This is a genomic window from Paenibacillus sp. JL3B1040 (assembly GCF_057063165.1).
The window spans coordinates 2727290-2743539 of the sequence record NZ_CM169317.1; the positions used below are offsets into that span (position 1 = coordinate 2727290).

The window sequence follows — 16250 nt, forward strand, 5'->3', positions numbered from 1 at the left end:
CCGGCGTCACATTGCCGGGACGGGCTTTTGCATGACTTCGGGAGATTTCGTTGGCGGCTTGCTGCAAGTTCGGGATGGCCTTCCGGGTTAATACGACGACCGGACCTGCTCGCGCCGCAGCGCGCGTCTTGCGGACCAAAACCGCCAGCCGGTCATAAGCGCGGCGACCAGACAGATGGTAGCGGACGTCATGAACACCACATGCATGCCGGACAGAAACAGATCGGGTCGATCCGGCACCAAACCGGTCACACGGCGTCCGGCCCGGCTGCTCATGACGCTGAACAGCGTGGTCGTAGCGACCGTAATGCCGACAACCATGCCGATATTGCGCACGAGCGAATTGATGCTGCCGGCGATGCCCAGCTGGGTTTTGGGGATCTTCGACATGACCAGCGAGTTGTTCGGAGATTGGAATAAGCCGCTGCCGAGGCCGAGCATGGCGATCCATACCCCCACCAGCGCGATGGGGCTGCTGCCGTGCAGACGGGCGAGTCCGATCTGCGCGATGACCATCACGATCAACCCGGCGAACGTCAGCAGCTCGGAGCCGATCTTGTCGGACAACGCGCCGCTCAGCGGCGCCACGATGACCATGACGATCGGGAACAACATCATCAGGAATCCGGCATGGGAAGGAGAAAGGTTTAAGATGCTTTGCGTATAAAACGGCGCGATGATATTAAAGCAGAAATTGGCGACGAACACCAGGAACCCGGTCAGGATGCTCAAGCTGAACAACGGGTTGCGGAACAGGGTAAGCTGGAGCATCGGCGCTTTGCTGCGCCGCTCGACCCAGAGAAACAGGATGAATACGGCCGCAGCCAGCACGAGCGCACCGATAATCCGAGCATCCCGGTAACCGATCTGCTGCCCCAGCAGCAGGCCGGAAAACAGCGCCAGGATAAAGACCGGAAACAGCAGGCTGCCGGATTTATCGATTTGTACGTTTAACTTGGTGCGGTCCGCGGGGAGCATTCTCCAGCCAATGCCAATCGCAATCAGACCTACGGGGAGGTTGACCCAAAAGATATATTCCCAGCCTAGACCGGAGACGATCACGCCTCCCAGGCTCGGTCCGGCGATACTGCCCAGGGATACAAAAGTACCAATCAACCCGAGGGCTTTGCCCCGCTCTCGCGCCGGGAAGATGTCCGTGACAATCCCCTGGCTGTTGGCCATCGTCATGGAAGCGCCAAGCGCTTGAATCAGCCGCGAGCCGACGAGCAGCGGCAGGCTGTAGCTGAAGCCGCATAACAGAGAGCCGATCGTAAAGACGACCATTCCCCACTTGAAAATCTTGATTTTGCCTAAAATATCCCCCAGCTTGCCGAAGAAGAGAATGGCCGCGCAAATCATCATCAAATACGCAGTGACGATCCATTCAGCCTGGGCTACCGTCAGATTCATCTCATGGGAGATCACGGGCAGGGCGATATTGACGATGCTGCCATCGAGCGTTGACATAAACGTAAATAAATTCAGTACGATCAAGATCAACCAACGTTTGCGCTGGATGTCCGGGTCCTCCTGATAAGAAGCCGTACGAAGGTCTGAGTGATCGGGACGCATGAAACTACACCTCACTATTCGAATCTGAAACCATTTTGTTGCGTCTGCAACTAATTTTTGAGCATCATCAGTTTACTCTAATTTAGTTGCGTGCGCAACTGACATCGGGTAAAATTTGCGTAAACCAGAAGAATGCAAAGAGGTGCAGGGGATGAACAGCCCTTCCGTAAGCAAATTGATCGCCTATATTCAACGGATTAACCAAAAGGAGCTGGCCGCGCTGTTGAAGCCGTACGGACTCCGGGGCGGTGGAAACCACAGCTATCTGTTGGCCATCCTCACGACGCCCGGATTAAACCAAGATCAGTTGACGAGCATGATCAAGTTCGACAAAGCCACCACGGCCCGCTGCGTCAAGCAGCTTGAGGAAGCGGGTTTTATCGAGCGCCGGGTTGACGAACATGACCGCAGGTCGATCTTATTGTATCCAACGGAAAAAGGCCGGGCCTTCGAGCCGACGTTACGGCAAATTTTGGCCGATTTTAACCGCCAATTGACATCCGTACTAAGCGAAGCGGAAAAACGTCAGCTCGAGGGGCTGCTTACGAAAATATATAAAAGTAAGCTATATGGCGATTAAGGGTCTTTATTTATTTCTTCCGAAAGCAGGTGATCCAGATGGAATTACAGATCAGGCCGGGACGCCCGGATGAATTGGACGAGATCATGGATATGATCGCGCGTTGCATCCAAGTCATGCGGAAGGGCGGCAGCGATCAATGGAACGACGACTACCCGAACCGTAAGGTACTGGAGGATGACTTGCGGCGTGGCGTACTGTTTGCCGCTGAATTGAAGGGGGAAGTAGCCGCCATCGTCGTTTTGGACGAACATCAAGACGAGGAGTACGAGACAATTGTTTGGAGAGAAACCGAAGGACCTTGTTTGCTGATGCACCGCCTGGCCGTTGACCCAAATCAACAAGGGCGGGGGATCGCCCGCCGGATGGTCGGTTTTGCCGAGGCGTATGCCCGGCAGCAAGGGTATCGAAGCCTTCGGCTCGATACCTATGCAAGAAATACCGCCGCTTTGAAGCTATACCGCGGGCTGGGCTATGAGCAGCGAGGAGAAGTGCGTTTTCCCGGCCGAATGGACGTTTTTCCCGTGTTCGAGAAGATTCTCGAGGCGGAATGAACCAAAGGCAGCACATTCTCCGGTTCGGCCCCATGCTGAAACGCTTCCCGATAGATCGGTCTCGCATTTCCTACTTTCAGGACATATGTCCTTTCCAAACGGCAGAAGATATCCTTTAATAAGGTATTGACATAAAGGATCTCAGGGTCCATAACGAGGAGAGAGAAGATGAGGGGTTTGTTGTTTGCGTTCTTGGCCGGGGCGTTCATCACCCTGCAGGGGGTGGCCAACACGCGGATCAGCGCGGATATCGGCACATGGCCGGCTGCGGCGCTGACCCAGTTTACCGGCTTTGCGGCCGCCTTGATCATTTGGCTGTTCGTCCGCGACGGGGGGCTGAGAGATTTGCGGCGGGTGCGTCCGCTGTATGTCAGCGGCGGGGCTTGGGCGGCAATCATTATTTTTGCCAATGTGACGGCAATTCAGCAGGTCGGGGTGACCTTAACGATCTCGGCGGTCTTGATCGCCCAATTGTGCATCACCTTTTTGATCGATAGCTTGGGATGGTTCGGCGTACCGAAGCAAAAGATGCGCCTGCCGCAATTTATCGGCATCGGCTTGATGATTGCGGGGGTCGTGATCCTCAAATTTTAGCGAAAAACCGGAATCGCCCATGCGTCAGGGAGGAGAACGGACATGAAAGAAGTTGCGGACCGGGTTCTGATGGCCGGTTATATGGAAACTTACGGACTCCGGCACGTGTTTCCCGAAGCGCTGCTGCCTTATCTCACGTTATACGGATTTGAGCAGGGGGAGCTGATCTGCACGCAAGGGGAACCATCGCATTCGATCTATGTGCTGGTTCGAGGAAAAATCAAAATTTACAACACGTCTCCGGAAGGCCGCACGTTAGTCATCTCCTTCAAAAATCCGCTAGAGGTTGTCGGAGATGTCGAATACATCCGCGATGGAGATATTATCAATACGGTCGAGGCGGTGTCGCCGGTCCAAATGATCGGGGCGGAATACCGCTGGTTGCGAAAATACGGCGCCGATCATTCGCCGCTGCTGCATTTTCTGCTGGACATCATCACGAAGAAGTTCTACATGAAATCGAGCTCCATGAGCTTCAATTTGCTGTATCCGGTCGAAATCCGGCTGGCCAGTTATCTGTTGTCCGTTTCCTTTGACGAAGCGGATGCTCTGTTTCTCGGGAAGCTAGGTACGGGGGATTTGGCGGATGCGGCCAATTTGATCGGCACCAGCTATCGGCATTTGAACCGGGTGCTGCAAAAGTTCGCGGCGTTAGGCTTGATCGAGCGGAGCCGGGAGGGCATTACGGTCATCGACCGGGAAGGCCTCCGCAATCTGGCCAGCCGGAATATTTACGAATAGGGGGACACCATACGTGCTGTGGGGAATAGTGTTCGCGTTAACCGCGGGGGCGCTGGTCGGGATGCAAAACGTGTTTAACACGCAAGTCAACGAACGAACGGGAAACTGGACGACAACGATGCTGGTACTGGGTTTGGGATTCGCCGCATCCTTCGCGATCGGCCTGGCGGTCGAGGGCAAAGCGATGTTTACGTCGTTGCCCGGGATGCAAACCTGGTTTTGGTTCAGCGGGTTGATCGGCGTCGGCGTCGTCACCTGCATGGTTCAAGGGGTCAAACTGCTGGGGCCGACCTACGCCGTAGCCATTGTCATGACTTCGGAACTGGGGTTTGCCTTGTTGTTCGATTCACTGGGCTGGCTGGGCTTGCAAAAGGTGCCGTTTACGCTCCATCAACTGATCGGCGTGCTGGTTATTGTCGGAGGGATCTTCGTATTTAAACTGGGCGGAGGCCGCGAAAGCGAGGAGAACGCCGTTCGGCAGAAAGAAGCGCTGAATTAAAGCGCAGAAGTAGGGAGGTGTTGGTTATGGAGGGAAATATCGATAAGATCGCTTGGATCTGCCTGCGGAACGGGCGCATGTTGAACGTGCGTTCCAAGGGGAAGGAGCTGTTTTATGCTCCGGGCGGCAAACGGGATGCGGGCGAGTCCGATCTTGAAACCTTGCAGCGGGAAATTCAGGAGGAGTTATCCGCTTCTGTCAAGCCCGATACGGCCGAGTATTTTGCTACGTTTGAAGCCCAGGCCGACGGAAAGCCGGAGGGAGTGCTCGTTCGCATGACCTGCTATTTTGCCGAGGTTGACGGCGAACTTCAGCCAGCCTCCGAGATCGAGGAAATGGCTTGGCTCAGCTATGCGGAGCGCGATCGTACTTCGCTGATCAGCCGAATGATATTTGACCGGCTGCATGAGCTGAATTTGTTGTGACGGAAGTGCGGGCAACGAAAATCATTCGACCTTTGCATGCCGAGGATAACGCGGCGATTAAAGCCGTCATCCGCTATATTAGGGATTTACAACAATAAGGATATCGATTTGGTCCGAAAAAACGCCATCCGGCGTTTTTTTGTCGTTATAGGGCATTCTCCGGCAACCTAAGGGAATTCCCTGATGGGAAGCGGGAGCAAGGAGTTCCATAATGGAATCAGAAGCTCGAATACCATTGATTCCCCGTCAAAGGCATTCATTTGGGCGATGAAGGAGTGAACGCTTCCATGAAACGAAGATCAGGACTTAGCTTTTTTAAGAAGCCGGAAACGATTTCGGGAAACTGGACGAAAATCGAAGAGAAAAGCCGGGAATGGGAGAACATGTACCGCGGGCGCTGGTCGCACGATAAAGTGGTGCGGACGACGCACGGCGTGAACTGCACCGGCTCTTGCAGTTGGAAGGTATTTGTGAAAAATGGCATTATCACCTGGGAGAACCAGCAAATTGATTATCCGTCTTGCGGACCGGACATGCCGGAGTTCGAACCGCGCGGTTGTCCGCGGGGCGCCTCGTTTTCTTGGTACGAATACAGCCCGCTGCGGGTGAAATACCCTTATATGCGCGGTAAGCTGCTGCGCCTGTGGCGCGAAGCGATGACCAAGCATCACGGGAATCCCCTGGAGGCCTGGGCGAGCATCGTGGAGAATCCGGAAGCCGCTCAATCGTATAAGCAAGCCCGCGGGAAAGGCGGCCATGTGCGCGTCACCTGGGAAGAAGCGACTCAGCTGATTTCGGCGCAATTACTTTATACCATTAAGAAATACGGACCGGACAGGATCGCCGGCTTTACGCCGATTCCGGCGATGTCGATGATCAGCTACGCTTCGGGCGCACGGTTTATCTCCTTGCTGGGCGGCGAGATGCTCAGCTTCTACGATTGGTATGCCGATTTGCCGCCGGCTTCCCCGCAAATCTGGGGCGAGCAGACCGACGTGCCGGAGTCGTCCGATTGGTACAACGCCGGATACCTCATGATGTGGGGTTCCAACGTACCGCTGACGCGGACCCCGGATGCGCACTTCATGACCGAAGTCCGCTATAAAGGGACCAAGGTGGTGTCGGTAGCGCCGGACCATGCGGAAAACGTGAAGTTTGCCGATAACTGGCTGGCTCCGCATCCGGGGACGGACGCGGCGGTTGCGCAAGCGATGACGCATGTTATCCTTGACGAGTTCTATGTACAGCGCCAGGAACCGATGTTCCTGAACTACGCCAAGCAATACACGGACATGCCGTTCCTGATTTTGCTCGATCCGCACGAAGGCAGCCATAAGGCTGGACGGTTCCTGCGGGCAAGCGATTTGGGACAAACCTCCGAACATGCCGAATGGAAGCCGGTCATCTATGACGAGGCGGCGGGTGAACTGGTCGTACCGAACGGTACGATGGGGCAACGCTGGGAGAAGGACGTGAAGTGGAACCTGATCCTGGAACGGGAAGACGGCAGCCGGATCCAACCGGCCTTGTCGGTCGAGCCGCACGGAGGGGTATGGACGGAGATCGTGTTCCCTTATTTTGATGCGGCCGGCAACGGCACGTTTACCCGGTCGATTCCGGCCAAAACCGTCACGCTGGCCGACGGATCAACCCGACTGGCCGCTACGGTTTACGACTTGATGCTTAGTCAATACGGTGTCAACCGCCTTGGCAGCGCGTTTGCGGCCAAAGGGTATGACGATGCCGAATCGCAATACACCCCCGCCTGGCAAGAGCGGATCACCGGCGTCAAGGCTTCGCTTGTCGTGCAGATTGCCCGCGAGTTTGCGCAGAACGCGCTGGACACCGGCGGACGTTCGATGATCATCATGGGCGCCGGGATCAACCACTGGTTCAACAGCGATACGATCTATCGCTCGATTCTGAACCTGGTGGTGCTTACGGCCTCCCAAGGCGTTAACGGCGGCGGTTGGGCCCACTACGTCGGGCAGGAGAAATGCCGGCCGATCGAAGGCTGGTCGACCATCGCATTCGCCCGCGACTGGCAGGCGCCGCCGCGGCTGCAGAACGCGACTTCGTTCTTCTATTTCGCCACGGACCAATGGAAATACGAGGAGATGAGCGCGGATTCGCTGAAATCGCCAACCGGCGGCGACATCCCGTACCGTCATCCGGCGGATTACAATGTGCTCGCGGCTCGTCTGGGCTGGCTGCCGTCGTATCCGCAGTTCAATAAGAACAGCCTGGCGTTCGCCGAAGAAGCGGCCGGCCAGGGCAAAACGGACAATGCCGAGATCATTCAGCATGCGTATGAGCAAGTGGTCTCCGGCGAAACCAAGTTTGCCGTAGAGGATCCGGACGCGCCGGAGAATTTCCCGCGTTCGTTGTTCGTCTGGCGCTCCAACTTGATCTCCAGCTCGGCCAAAGGTCAAGAGTTCTTCATGAAGCATCTGCTGGGTACGCATAACGGACTGTTGTCCAATCCGAATGAAGAAGAGAAGCCGGAGGAAATCGTTTGGCGCGATGAGGTTGAAGGCAAGTTGGATCTGCTGGTATCGCTTGATTTCCGCATGACGGCGACGCCGATGTACGCGGACATCGTGCTTCCGGCGGCCACCTGGTACGAGAAAGTCGATATTTCCTCAACCGACATGCATCCGTTCGTGCATCCGTTTAATCCGGCGATCGACCCGCTGTGGGAGTCGCGGACGGACTGGGATATATATCGGACACTGGCTAACGTCTTGTCCGAAATGGCGAAGGAGCATATGCCGGGGGTCTATAAAGATCTGGTTACCTCTCCGCTCGGACATGATTCCATGGCGGAAATCGCCCAACCTTATGGGGAAGTGAAGGACTGGAAGCGCGGAGAAACGAAGCCGGTCCTCGGCAAAACGATGCCCGGCTTTACGGTCGTCGAGCGCGATTATACGAAGATCTATGACAAGTACATTACGCTGGGGCCAAATCTGGAAACGGGCAAGGTTGGCGCACACGGGGTTTCGTTCTCCGTGAAGGAAGAATACGAAGATTTGAAGAAAATCAACGGCTCCTATATCGACGACACGATCAAAAACGGTCGGCCGAAGCTGCGTACGGCGAGACAAGCGGCCAACGCGGTGCTGCATTTGTCCTCGGCTACGAACGGTAAAGTGTCGCAGCGCGCCTGGGAATCGGCGGAACAGGATACGGGCGTGGAACTCAAGGATATCTCCGCCGACCGTGCAGCCGAGCGGATTACGTTCGCCAATATTACCGCTCAGCCGCGCGAAGTCATTCCGACGCCGGTGTTCAGCGGCTCGAACAAATCGGGACGCCGGTATTCGCCGTTTACGACCAATATTGAACGGCTGGTGCCGTTCCGGACGTTAACCGGACGCCAGCATTTTTACCTGGATCACCAAATCTTCCTGCAGTTTGGCGAGGCGTTGCCGGTTTACAAGCCGACGCTGCCGCCGATGGTATTCGGCCCGAGAGACAAGCAGGTTCAGGGGGGCAAAGATGCGCTGGTACTGCGGTACTTAACGCCGCACGGCAAATGGAACATCCACAGCACGTACCAGGATAACCTGCACATGCTGACCTTGTTCCGCGGCGGTCCGACCGTATGGATCAGCAACGAGGATGCCGAAGCGCATCGGATCAACGATAACGATTGGCTGGAGGTCTATAACCGCAACGGCGTTGTAACGGCAAGAGCGGTGGTCAGCCACCGGATGCCGAAAGGCACGATGTTTATGTATCATGCCCAGGACAAACACATCAACGTACCGGGCTCGGAAATCACGCAGGAGCGGGGCGGAAGCCACAATGCCCCGACGCGGATTCACTTGAAGCCGACGCAGCTTGTCGGAGGTTATGCGCAGCTCAGCTACGGCTTCAACTACTACGGACCGATCGGCAACCAGCGCGATGTCTACGTTGCCGTGCGCAAACTGAAGGAGGTCGACTGGCTTGAAGATTAAAGCGCAAATCGCCATGGTGATGAACCTGGACAAATGCATCGGTTGTCACACCTGCAGTGTGACCTGCAAGAGCACCTGGACCAACCGGGAAGGCGCCGAATATATGTGGTTCAACAACGTGGAAACGAAACCGGGCATCGGTTACCCGAAACGGTGGGAGGATCAGGAGCACTACAAAGGCGGCTGGACGCTGCGTAACGGCAAGCTGGAACTGAAGTCCGGCAGCAAGCTGTCCAAGATCGCTCTCGGCAAAATTTTCTACAATCCGGACATGCCGGAAATGAAAGATTATTATGAACCCTGGACTTATGATTACGAGAAGCTGACGAATTCGGGCGAGAAGAAGCACCAGCCTGTTGCGCGACCCAAATCCGCCGTGACCGGCGATCAGATGGACCTGGACTGGGGGCCCAACTGGGAAGACGATTTGGCCGGCGGCCATATCACCGGGCCTAAGGATCCGAACATCGAGAAGATCGAAGAGGAAATCAAATTCAACTTCGAACAGTCGTTCATGATGTATTTGCCCCGCTTGTGCGAGCATTGCCTCAATCCGAGCTGCGTGGCCTCCTGCCCGTCGGGCGCCATCTACAAACGCGATGAGGACGGCATCGTCCTCGTCGACCAGGAGGCTTGCCGTGGCTGGCGTTACTGCATGACGGGTTGCCCTTACAAGAAGGTCTACTTCAACTGGAAAACCAATAAAGCGGAAAAATGTACGTTCTGCTTTCCGAGAATTGAAGCGGGACTTCCGACCGTGTGCTCCGAGACGTGCACCGGACGCATTCGCTATCTTGGCGTGTTGCTGTATGACGCGGATCGCGTGCAGGAAGCCGCTTCCACCCCGGACGAGAAGGATCTGTACGAAGCGCAGTTGGGCTTATTCCTTGACCCGCACGATCCGAAGGTGATCGAGCAGGCCCGCAGGGACGGCCTGTCCGAGGAATGGATCGAGGCGGCGCAAAACTCGCCGGTCTATAAGCTGGCGATCGAATACAAGCTGGCGTTCCCGCTGCATCCGGAATACCGCACGCTGCCGATGGTTTGGTACGTGCCGCCGTTGAGCCCGATCATGAGCCATTTCGAAGGCAAGGATTCGATCCAGAATCCGGATCTGATCTTCCCGGCGATCGAGGAGATGAGAACGCCGGTCCAATACTTGGCCAATCTGTTGACGGCCGGAGATACCACGACCGTCAAAATCGCTTTGCAGCGCATGGCGATGATGCGCTCGTACCAACGGGCGCAATTCTCCAAGCAGCCGTTTGACGAAAGCCGCTTGGCCCGCGTCGGGCTGACCGCACAGCAGATCGAAGAGATGTACCGCCTGCTGGCCATCGCCAAATACGAGGACCGATTCGTGATCCCGACTTCGCATAAGGAAGGTTATATGGATCCGTACCGTGCCCAAGGCAGCGCAGGATTCGGCATGGATTGCGACGGCTGCGGTCCCGCAACGCCGATTCCGGCCAACACCGGCAAGAGCGGTCGGGAGCTTTACGAACAAAACTTCTACGGGGGGATCTGGCGTGATTGATCTGGTGAAACTGGATGAGAATCGCGAGTTGTTCGGCTTCTTTGCCGGGCAACTCGCCTACCCGGATAAGGAGACGTTCGCATCGATCCGCGAGAGCGGGGAGGAGGCGTGGCCGCCCGCGGTTATGGACCCGGTGGCGAAATATCGGGAACGGATGCTTGCGCTGAGCATGGAAGAAATCGAAGAGCTGTATGTCGATACCTTTGATTTCGAGAAATCGTCGACGCTCTATATGACGTATTTCAAATACGAGGAATCCAAAGAGCGCGGCCAGTTGCTCACGTCGCTCAAAGCCGTTTACGAGATGTTCGGCCTTGAAATGGTCGACCGCGAGCTGCCGGATTTTCTGCCGCTAATGCTGGAGTTTTTGTATGTCGCCGATTGGCTGGGACATCCCCACGGCGAGGCAGGCATCAACACGGTGATTGCGATTCTGGAGGACGGCACGTATCAGTTAATGAAGTCCTTGGAACAAAAGGAGAACCCCTATTTCAACCTGATCAAGGGGCTCCGGGAGACCTTTAAGCGCTGTTTGTCGCAGGAGGTGAAAATCCATGGGTCTGTTTGAGCAATTTTTATGGATCATCTTCCCGTATTTATGCGTAGCCATCTTCGTGGTGGGGCATATTTTCCGTTACCGCTACGACCAATTCAACTGGACGGCCAAATCCAGCGAATTCATCGAGAAGAAACGGCTGATGCTGGGCAGCATGCTGTTTCATATCGGCATCATCCCGGTCATCATGGGGCACGTGGCCGGGTTAGGCATTCCGAAGGAATGGATGACCGCGATTGGCGTGAGCGAGCATTTGTATCATATCGGGGCGATGTACGGCGGCGGCTTCTTCGGCGTCGTCACGTTCGCCGGGATGCTGATCCTGACGATGCGCCGTTTGACCATGAAAAACGTACGCCGCCTCAGCTCCGCGTCGGATATGATCGTGAACGGACTGCTGCTGTTCATCATTTTCATGGGGATGTTCTCCACGTTGGTGACGAACAACGTACAACCGGATTTTGATTATCGGGAGACGATCTCCGTCTGGTTCCGCAATCTGTTGATCTTCCGACCGGAAGCATCCTATATGGCGGAGGTGCCGCTTTCTTTTCAAATTCATATTTTGGCAGGATTCTCGATCTTTGCCTTATGGCCGTTTACCCGTCTCGTCCACGTCTGGAGCGTGCCCTTGAATTATGCTCGGAGAAGCTATATCCTTTATAGGAAGAATCGCTCGCATACCGCGGGACGTTAAGGATTTGAAGTTTAGGAGACGAGTACATGAATCCAACCTCCAGTGACTACCAGGGAATCATAGATCGGTTAAGAGAACAGATGGGTTATGACTTCGTGTCGGTGGCGATCGCCGAGTCGGCCGTCAACGATTTCGTTCTAACCTGGAAATATGCCTCGGGCAACTTGAACAATCGCTACCAGCGCATCGTTCTCCAGTCGGGCAAAGGCATTGCCGGCATCGTGTTCAAGACCGGAAGCCCCATGCTGGTTCCCTGTGTCGCCGACGGGCTTGACCCGCAACAATTGTACAACTATCCAATTTTGATCTCGGAGCGGTTAACCAGCCTGACGGCAATCCCTTTGTATTTGGCGGGCCGAGTGGAAGGCGTGCTGTTGGCGGCCTATCGCGGAGAGCAGCGTATGTCACAGGAAGAATTACACCGGCTGTACGAAAAGCTTCAAGGCAGCTTTGGCGATTATGAAATCAAGGAGCTGACCCCATGAATCCGTCATCCTTGAATATCCCGATCCAGATGCTTCAAAAGCATTTTGAACATAGCACCGATTCCATCGTTTTCTTCGATGCCGAACATCGGATCATGGCGATGAATCCTCAGGCCGAACGATTGCTGGACCGCCGGGTGCTGGAGGATCCGGCAGAACCGGACCAAAATGCGTTCTGCTTCTCCTGCCGAGGGTACACCAGCGAGGAAGAACCGATGTCCTGCTTGAATTGCTACCTGTCCAATTCCGAGAAGGATTTCAGTTCCTTCCAGCTCTATCTGGAGACGAAAACCAAAGGCGTGGTGCCGTTCTCGGCAAGCTTTCAAACCGTGGATGCGGCGGCGGGGGTTCGGGTGCTCATCTTGCGCGACTTGACGAATCAGCTCATGACGCAGCAGACGCTCAACCGGAACACGATGATGAAAAGCGTGATCAAAGCGCAGGAAGACGAACGCAAGCGGATCTCCCGCGAGCTGCACGACAGCGTGGCCCAGGAGCTGATCAGCTCGCTGGTGGATCTGCGGGTCCTTAAGTATCTGAACGTGCAGGAGGAAGCGCTGCAGAAAATCCAGCAAACCGAAGCATCGCTCACGCGGCTGCTGGAGCAAATCCGCAACCTGTCGGTGGAGCTGCGGCCGGCTTCTCTGGACGATCTCGGCCTTGACGCCGCGTTTCGCTCGCATTTCAAGTGGATCGAAAAGAACTACGGCGTGCTGGTGCGTTTTGTCGCGGAGCTCGGCGGGCGGCGGTTTAACAGTGAAATTGAAACGGTCGTGTACCGCGTCTGCCAGGAATCGGTGCTTAACGCCTTGAAATATGCCGATGTGGACGAAGTCGACGTACGCCTGTTCGCCACGGAGCAGAAGCTGGAGCTCATCGTTGCCGATCGGGGGAGCGGATTCGATGTGAATACGAACGATCCGAAGGGAACCGGACTCGGCATCTACGGGATGAAAGAGCGGGCCGAGCTTGTGGGCGGGGAGCTCTCGATTACCTCCGAGCGGGGAAAGGGGACGAAGGTTCATTTACGGATTCCGATCGGAGCCGCCTCTTCGTGAATGGCCGCAGCTCGCAGCCGGAAGGCTTTACTTTCGAGTGCAAGGGGGAAAGGGGCTATGAAAGTGGTAATCGCGGATGATCACGCCGTCGTCCGAAGCGGATTTGCAATGATCATCAATTTTCAAGAGGATATGGAAGTGGTGGCGACGGCCGCGGACGGGATTGAGGCGTACAAAATGGTGGCGAAACACCGGCCCGACATTTTGCTGATGGATCTCAGCATGCCTCCCGGGGAGAGCGGGTTGATCGCGACGGCCAAAATCCACGAGGATTTTCCCAATACCCATATCATCATCCTGACGATGCACGATGACGAGGAATATTTATTTCATGTGCTTAAGAAAGGCGCCCGCGGATACGTTCTGAAAAATTCCCCGGATGAGCAGCTCATCTCGGCCATTCGAATGGTGCATCAAGGCGGCGTCTATATTCATCCGAAGCTGGCTTCTTCCCTTGTCCGCGAATTCGTGAACCATGATCAGCAGGCGGATGAAAGCAACCCGTATCAACTGCTGTCCACCCGCGAGATCGAGATCCTGCCGCTGGTCGCCAAGGGCTACGGCAATAAGGAGATTGCCGAAATGCTGCACATCTCCGTGAAAACCGTAGAGGCGCATAAGGCCAAAATTATGGAAAAGTTAAATTTAAAATCAAGACCCGAGCTGGTGGAATATGCCATCAAGAAAAAGCTGCTCGATTTTTAACGGAAGCTGGTGAGGTGACATGGAACAAGGAGCGCTGCTGAGCGAATCGCCCGCCATGCGTGTTCTGGAGAACGAACATCGGTATTTGGCCAGTTTAATGAACGAATGGCATCGCATCGTGCTGGACTTTCAAAACGACCGCTATCCGCAGGAACAGGCTAAGCCGCAATTCGCCCGTTTGCGCGAACTGTTGAGCGATTTCAAATCGCCTTTGCGCAGGCATTTCGAGAAAGAAGAGGCTTATTTTTTTCCTCGTTTGGGGAAACATATAGGATATGATCAAGGGCCTATCGTTTCAATTGAACAGGAGCACGAAGAGATCTTCGCTTATATCGACCATTTTCTCCATTATGCCGTCGGCGATTTTTCGCTGGAGGAGATGAAGGCTTTGTCCCGGGACGCGGGCGAAGCTTTTGAAATTCTGACCGTGCATTTCGTCAAAGAAGAAACCGTGTTGTTTCCGATGACCGGTCAGGTGATGAAACCGGCGGAACAAGATCAGTTGAATAAGGAGCTTTACACCCTGATTGTTGAATAGTCCGATTCAATGAGCAGCCCATAATCATCGAACGGTGCTTATGGGCTTTTTTGTGTCTAAACCGGCAGATTAGGGAGTTTCCGGCGGCGAATGGGGAAAACCCTGTTCAGTGCGCCGAAGCCGATCGGCTAAAATACGGGTGGGGAAATCGATGGTCATTCAGAAGTCATTTTGGAAAAGGTGATCGTTTTGATTAAAAAAGTTCAATTGCCGCTGCAAACGTTTAATCTGATTGTAGGTTTTGCCGTTTGGGTCATTATTTCGTCCCTCGTCTCGTTTATGGGCGAGGATATCGAGATCCCGCCCGATAAGATCGCGATCATCACGGCAATCCCGGTCGTATTGGGCTCGGTCCTGCGCATTCCGCTCGGATATTACGCCAACATTTTAGGGGCGCGGATCGTCTTCTTGGTCAGCTTCATCTTGCTGTTGTTTCCGGTGTATTACATCAGTGAAGCGAATTCTTACGTTGATCTGATCATCGGCGGGTTGTTTCTCGGGATTGGCGGGGCCGTGTTTTCCGTAGGCGTCACCTCGCTGCCGAAATATTACCCGAAAGAACGTCACGGTCTTGTGAACGGCGTATACGGTTTGGGGAATCTCGGGACCGCGGTGACTTCGTTCTCCGCACCGGTAGTAGCGACGCAAATCGGCTGGTCGATGACCGTCAAGCTGTATCTGATCCTCTTGCTGGTTTTTGCGGCGCTGAACCTCTTCTTCGGCGACCGCAAGGAACCGAAGGTGAAAACAGCCTTGATGGAACAAATCAAAGGTGTCTACAAGAACGAAAAGCTCTGGTTGTTCTCGCTGCTGTACTTTATCACGTTTGGCTCCTTTGTGGCCTTTACCGTCTATCTGCCGAATTTTCTGGTCACGAACTTTGAGTTGACTAAGGTGGATGCGGGAATGCGCACCGCCGGATTCATCGCTCTCGCGACGTTTATGCGTCCGGTCGGAGGCTGGCTGGCGGATCGGTTTAATGCTTTAATGCTGCTGATCGTCGTGTTTTCGGGCTTCACGTTGGCCGCGATCGTGCTGGCCTTCTCCCCGACGTTTACGCTATATACGATCGGCTGCTTGGTGATCGCGATGGTCGCCGGGGCAGGGAACGGGGTTATCTTTAAGCTGGTTCCGCAATACTTTAACAAGCAGGCCGGGATCGTAAATGGGATCGTTTCGATGATGGGCGGCCTGGGCGGATTTTTCCCGCCGTTGCTGTTGTCCTATATCCACTCGGTAACCGGGCAATATGCCATCGGATTCATGTTGCTGTCGCAGGTAGCTTTGGCCAGCTTGATTCTCGTGCTCTGGATGATCTACTCCGACAAGCTGAGCTTGTCCTCGGAGGTATTCAACAATACGGCGCAGGGCATTCTGGTGACGGACCCCAAAGGCATGATTGTGGCGGTGAATCCCGCGTTTACCGCGGTAACCGGATTTAGCGAAGCGGAGGCGGTCGGGCGGAAACCGAGCATTTTGCGTACAGACCGGCAAGCCCCTGATTTCTATGCGCGGATGTGGAAGAGCATTAAAGAAACCGGCATGTGGCAGGGCGAAATCTGGAACAAGCGCAAAAACGGCGAGGTGTATTTGCAATGGCTGAATATCAGCGCCGTGAGGGACGAAACGGGGGAGGATATCCGCTATGTCGGAACGTTCTCCGAACTGCCGGAAGCCAAAGCGAATAAATAAGATCGAAAAGCGATTAAACAGGCGGGCTGTTTAATCGCTTTTTTTTCGTGCC

Annotated in this window: 16 protein-coding genes; 15 read left to right on the top strand and 1 reads right to left on the bottom strand. The window is 54.9% G+C overall.

Features of this window, described 5'->3' with window-relative positions; all coding sequences use genetic code 11:
- Positions 1 to 87: 87 nt before the first annotated feature.
- On the bottom strand, positions 88 to 1572 hold the full coding sequence (locus tag ACZF99_RS12230) for an MFS transporter (protein WP_483612136.1): 1485 nt from the start codon (positions 1570 to 1572) through the stop codon (positions 88 to 90).
- A 151-nt stretch (positions 1573 to 1723) separates the two neighbouring features.
- Here ACZF99_RS12230 and ACZF99_RS12235 point away from each other — a divergent pair, with 151 nt between their 5' ends.
- From ACZF99_RS12235 to ACZF99_RS12305, 15 genes are all read left to right on the top strand, one after another.
- The gene (locus ACZF99_RS12235; RefSeq protein ID WP_483612138.1) at positions 1724 to 2152 is read left to right on the top strand and encodes a MarR family winged helix-turn-helix transcriptional regulator; all 429 of its coding nucleotides are present in this window, start codon (positions 1724 to 1726) and stop codon (positions 2150 to 2152) included.
- A 38-nt stretch (positions 2153 to 2190) separates the two neighbouring features.
- A complete protein-coding gene (locus ACZF99_RS12240) occupies positions 2191 to 2706 on the top strand; it encodes an N-acetyltransferase family protein (RefSeq protein ID WP_483612140.1) in 516 nt (171 codons plus the stop codon).
- 168 nt (positions 2707 to 2874) lie between these two features.
- Positions 2875 to 3300 (top strand): DMT family transporter, encoded by a 426-nt coding sequence (locus ACZF99_RS12245; protein ID WP_483612142.1) that lies wholly within the window; start codon positions 2875 to 2877, stop codon positions 3298 to 3300.
- A gap of 42 nt (positions 3301 to 3342) precedes the next feature.
- The gene (locus ACZF99_RS12250; RefSeq protein WP_483612144.1) at positions 3343 to 4041 is read left to right on the top strand and encodes a Crp/Fnr family transcriptional regulator; all 699 of its coding nucleotides are present in this window, start codon (positions 3343 to 3345) and stop codon (positions 4039 to 4041) included.
- A gap of 13 nt (positions 4042 to 4054) precedes the next feature.
- On the top strand, positions 4055 to 4540 hold the full coding sequence (locus ACZF99_RS12255; RefSeq protein ID WP_483612146.1) for a DMT family transporter: 486 nt from the start codon (positions 4055 to 4057) through the stop codon (positions 4538 to 4540).
- Positions 4541 to 4566: 26 nt separating this feature from the next.
- Positions 4567 to 4965 (top strand): NUDIX hydrolase, encoded by a 399-nt coding sequence (locus ACZF99_RS12260; RefSeq protein WP_483612148.1) that lies wholly within the window; start codon positions 4567 to 4569, stop codon positions 4963 to 4965.
- 287 nt (positions 4966 to 5252) lie between these two features.
- Positions 5253 to 8930 (top strand): nitrate reductase subunit alpha, encoded by a 3678-nt coding sequence (locus tag ACZF99_RS12265; protein ID WP_483612150.1) that lies wholly within the window; start codon positions 5253 to 5255, stop codon positions 8928 to 8930.
- Positions 8920 to 10467: a nitrate reductase subunit beta gene (narH, locus tag ACZF99_RS12270; RefSeq protein ID WP_483612152.1), complete on the top strand. Its 1548-nt coding sequence runs from the start codon at positions 8920 to 8922 to the stop codon at positions 10465 to 10467. Before ACZF99_RS12265 ends, narH begins: the two co-directional genes overlap by 11 nt.
- Positions 10460 to 11035: a nitrate reductase molybdenum cofactor assembly chaperone gene (gene narJ / locus ACZF99_RS12275; protein ID WP_483612154.1), complete on the top strand. Its 576-nt coding sequence runs from the start codon at positions 10460 to 10462 to the stop codon at positions 11033 to 11035. Before narH ends, narJ begins: the two co-directional genes overlap by 8 nt.
- On the top strand, positions 11022 to 11720 hold the full coding sequence (gene narI, locus ACZF99_RS12280; RefSeq protein ID WP_483612157.1) for a respiratory nitrate reductase subunit gamma: 699 nt from the start codon (positions 11022 to 11024) through the stop codon (positions 11718 to 11720). Before narJ ends, narI begins: the two co-directional genes overlap by 14 nt.
- A gap of 26 nt (positions 11721 to 11746) precedes the next feature.
- Complete coding sequence (locus ACZF99_RS12285) at positions 11747 to 12205, top strand: GAF domain-containing protein (protein ID WP_483612159.1); 459 nt, start codon at positions 11747 to 11749, stop codon at positions 12203 to 12205.
- Positions 12202 to 13263 (top strand): sensor histidine kinase, encoded by a 1062-nt coding sequence (locus tag ACZF99_RS12290; RefSeq protein WP_483612161.1) that lies wholly within the window; start codon positions 12202 to 12204, stop codon positions 13261 to 13263. Before ACZF99_RS12285 ends, ACZF99_RS12290 begins: the two co-directional genes overlap by 4 nt.
- A 57-nt stretch (positions 13264 to 13320) precedes the next feature.
- Positions 13321 to 13968 carry a response regulator gene (locus tag ACZF99_RS12295; protein WP_483612163.1) on the top strand — a complete coding sequence of 216 codons (648 nt, stop codon included), beginning with the start codon at positions 13321 to 13323 and terminating at the stop codon, positions 13966 to 13968.
- 19 nt (positions 13969 to 13987) lie between these two features.
- Positions 13988 to 14506, top strand: a complete 519-nt coding sequence (locus ACZF99_RS12300) for a hemerythrin domain-containing protein (RefSeq protein WP_483612165.1) — start codon at positions 13988 to 13990, stop codon at positions 14504 to 14506.
- Between the two features lie 189 nt (positions 14507 to 14695).
- Positions 14696 to 16198 carry a nitrate/nitrite transporter gene (locus ACZF99_RS12305; RefSeq protein WP_483612685.1) on the top strand — a complete coding sequence of 501 codons (1503 nt, stop codon included), beginning with the start codon at positions 14696 to 14698 and terminating at the stop codon, positions 16196 to 16198.
- Positions 16199 to 16250: the final 52 nt, after the last annotated feature.

What these genes read in the sequence shown, in the direction of transcription:
- ACZF99_RS12245 (WP_483612142.1), top strand. Translation starts at nt 2,875, where the DNA reads ATGAGGGGTTTGTTGTTTGCGTTCTTGGCCGGGGCGTTCATCACCCTG.
- narI (WP_483612157.1), top strand. Translation starts at nt 11,022, where the DNA reads ATGGGTCTGTTTGAGCAATTTTTATGGATCATCTTCCCGTATTTATGC.
- ACZF99_RS12235 (WP_483612138.1), top strand. Translation starts at nt 1,724, where the DNA reads ATGAACAGCCCTTCCGTAAGCAAATTGATCGCCTATATTCAACGGATT.
- ACZF99_RS12285 (WP_483612159.1), top strand. Translation starts at nt 11,747, where the DNA reads ATGAATCCAACCTCCAGTGACTACCAGGGAATCATAGATCGGTTAAGA.
- ACZF99_RS12240 (WP_483612140.1), top strand. Translation starts at nt 2,191, where the DNA reads ATGGAATTACAGATCAGGCCGGGACGCCCGGATGAATTGGACGAGATC.
- ACZF99_RS12260 (WP_483612148.1), top strand. Translation starts at nt 4,567, where the DNA reads ATGGAGGGAAATATCGATAAGATCGCTTGGATCTGCCTGCGGAACGGG.
- ACZF99_RS12290 (WP_483612161.1), top strand. Translation starts at nt 12,202, where the DNA reads ATGAATCCGTCATCCTTGAATATCCCGATCCAGATGCTTCAAAAGCAT.
- ACZF99_RS12300 (WP_483612165.1), top strand. Translation starts at nt 13,988, where the DNA reads ATGGAACAAGGAGCGCTGCTGAGCGAATCGCCCGCCATGCGTGTTCTG.
- ACZF99_RS12250 (WP_483612144.1), top strand. Translation starts at nt 3,343, where the DNA reads ATGAAAGAAGTTGCGGACCGGGTTCTGATGGCCGGTTATATGGAAACT.
- ACZF99_RS12265 (WP_483612150.1), top strand. Translation starts at nt 5,253, where the DNA reads ATGAAACGAAGATCAGGACTTAGCTTTTTTAAGAAGCCGGAAACGATT.
- ACZF99_RS12230 (WP_483612136.1), bottom strand. Translation starts at nt 1,572, where the DNA reads ATGCGTCCCGATCACTCAGACCTTCGTACGGCTTCTTATCAGGAGGAC.
- ACZF99_RS12295 (WP_483612163.1), top strand. Translation starts at nt 13,321, where the DNA reads ATGAAAGTGGTAATCGCGGATGATCACGCCGTCGTCCGAAGCGGATTT.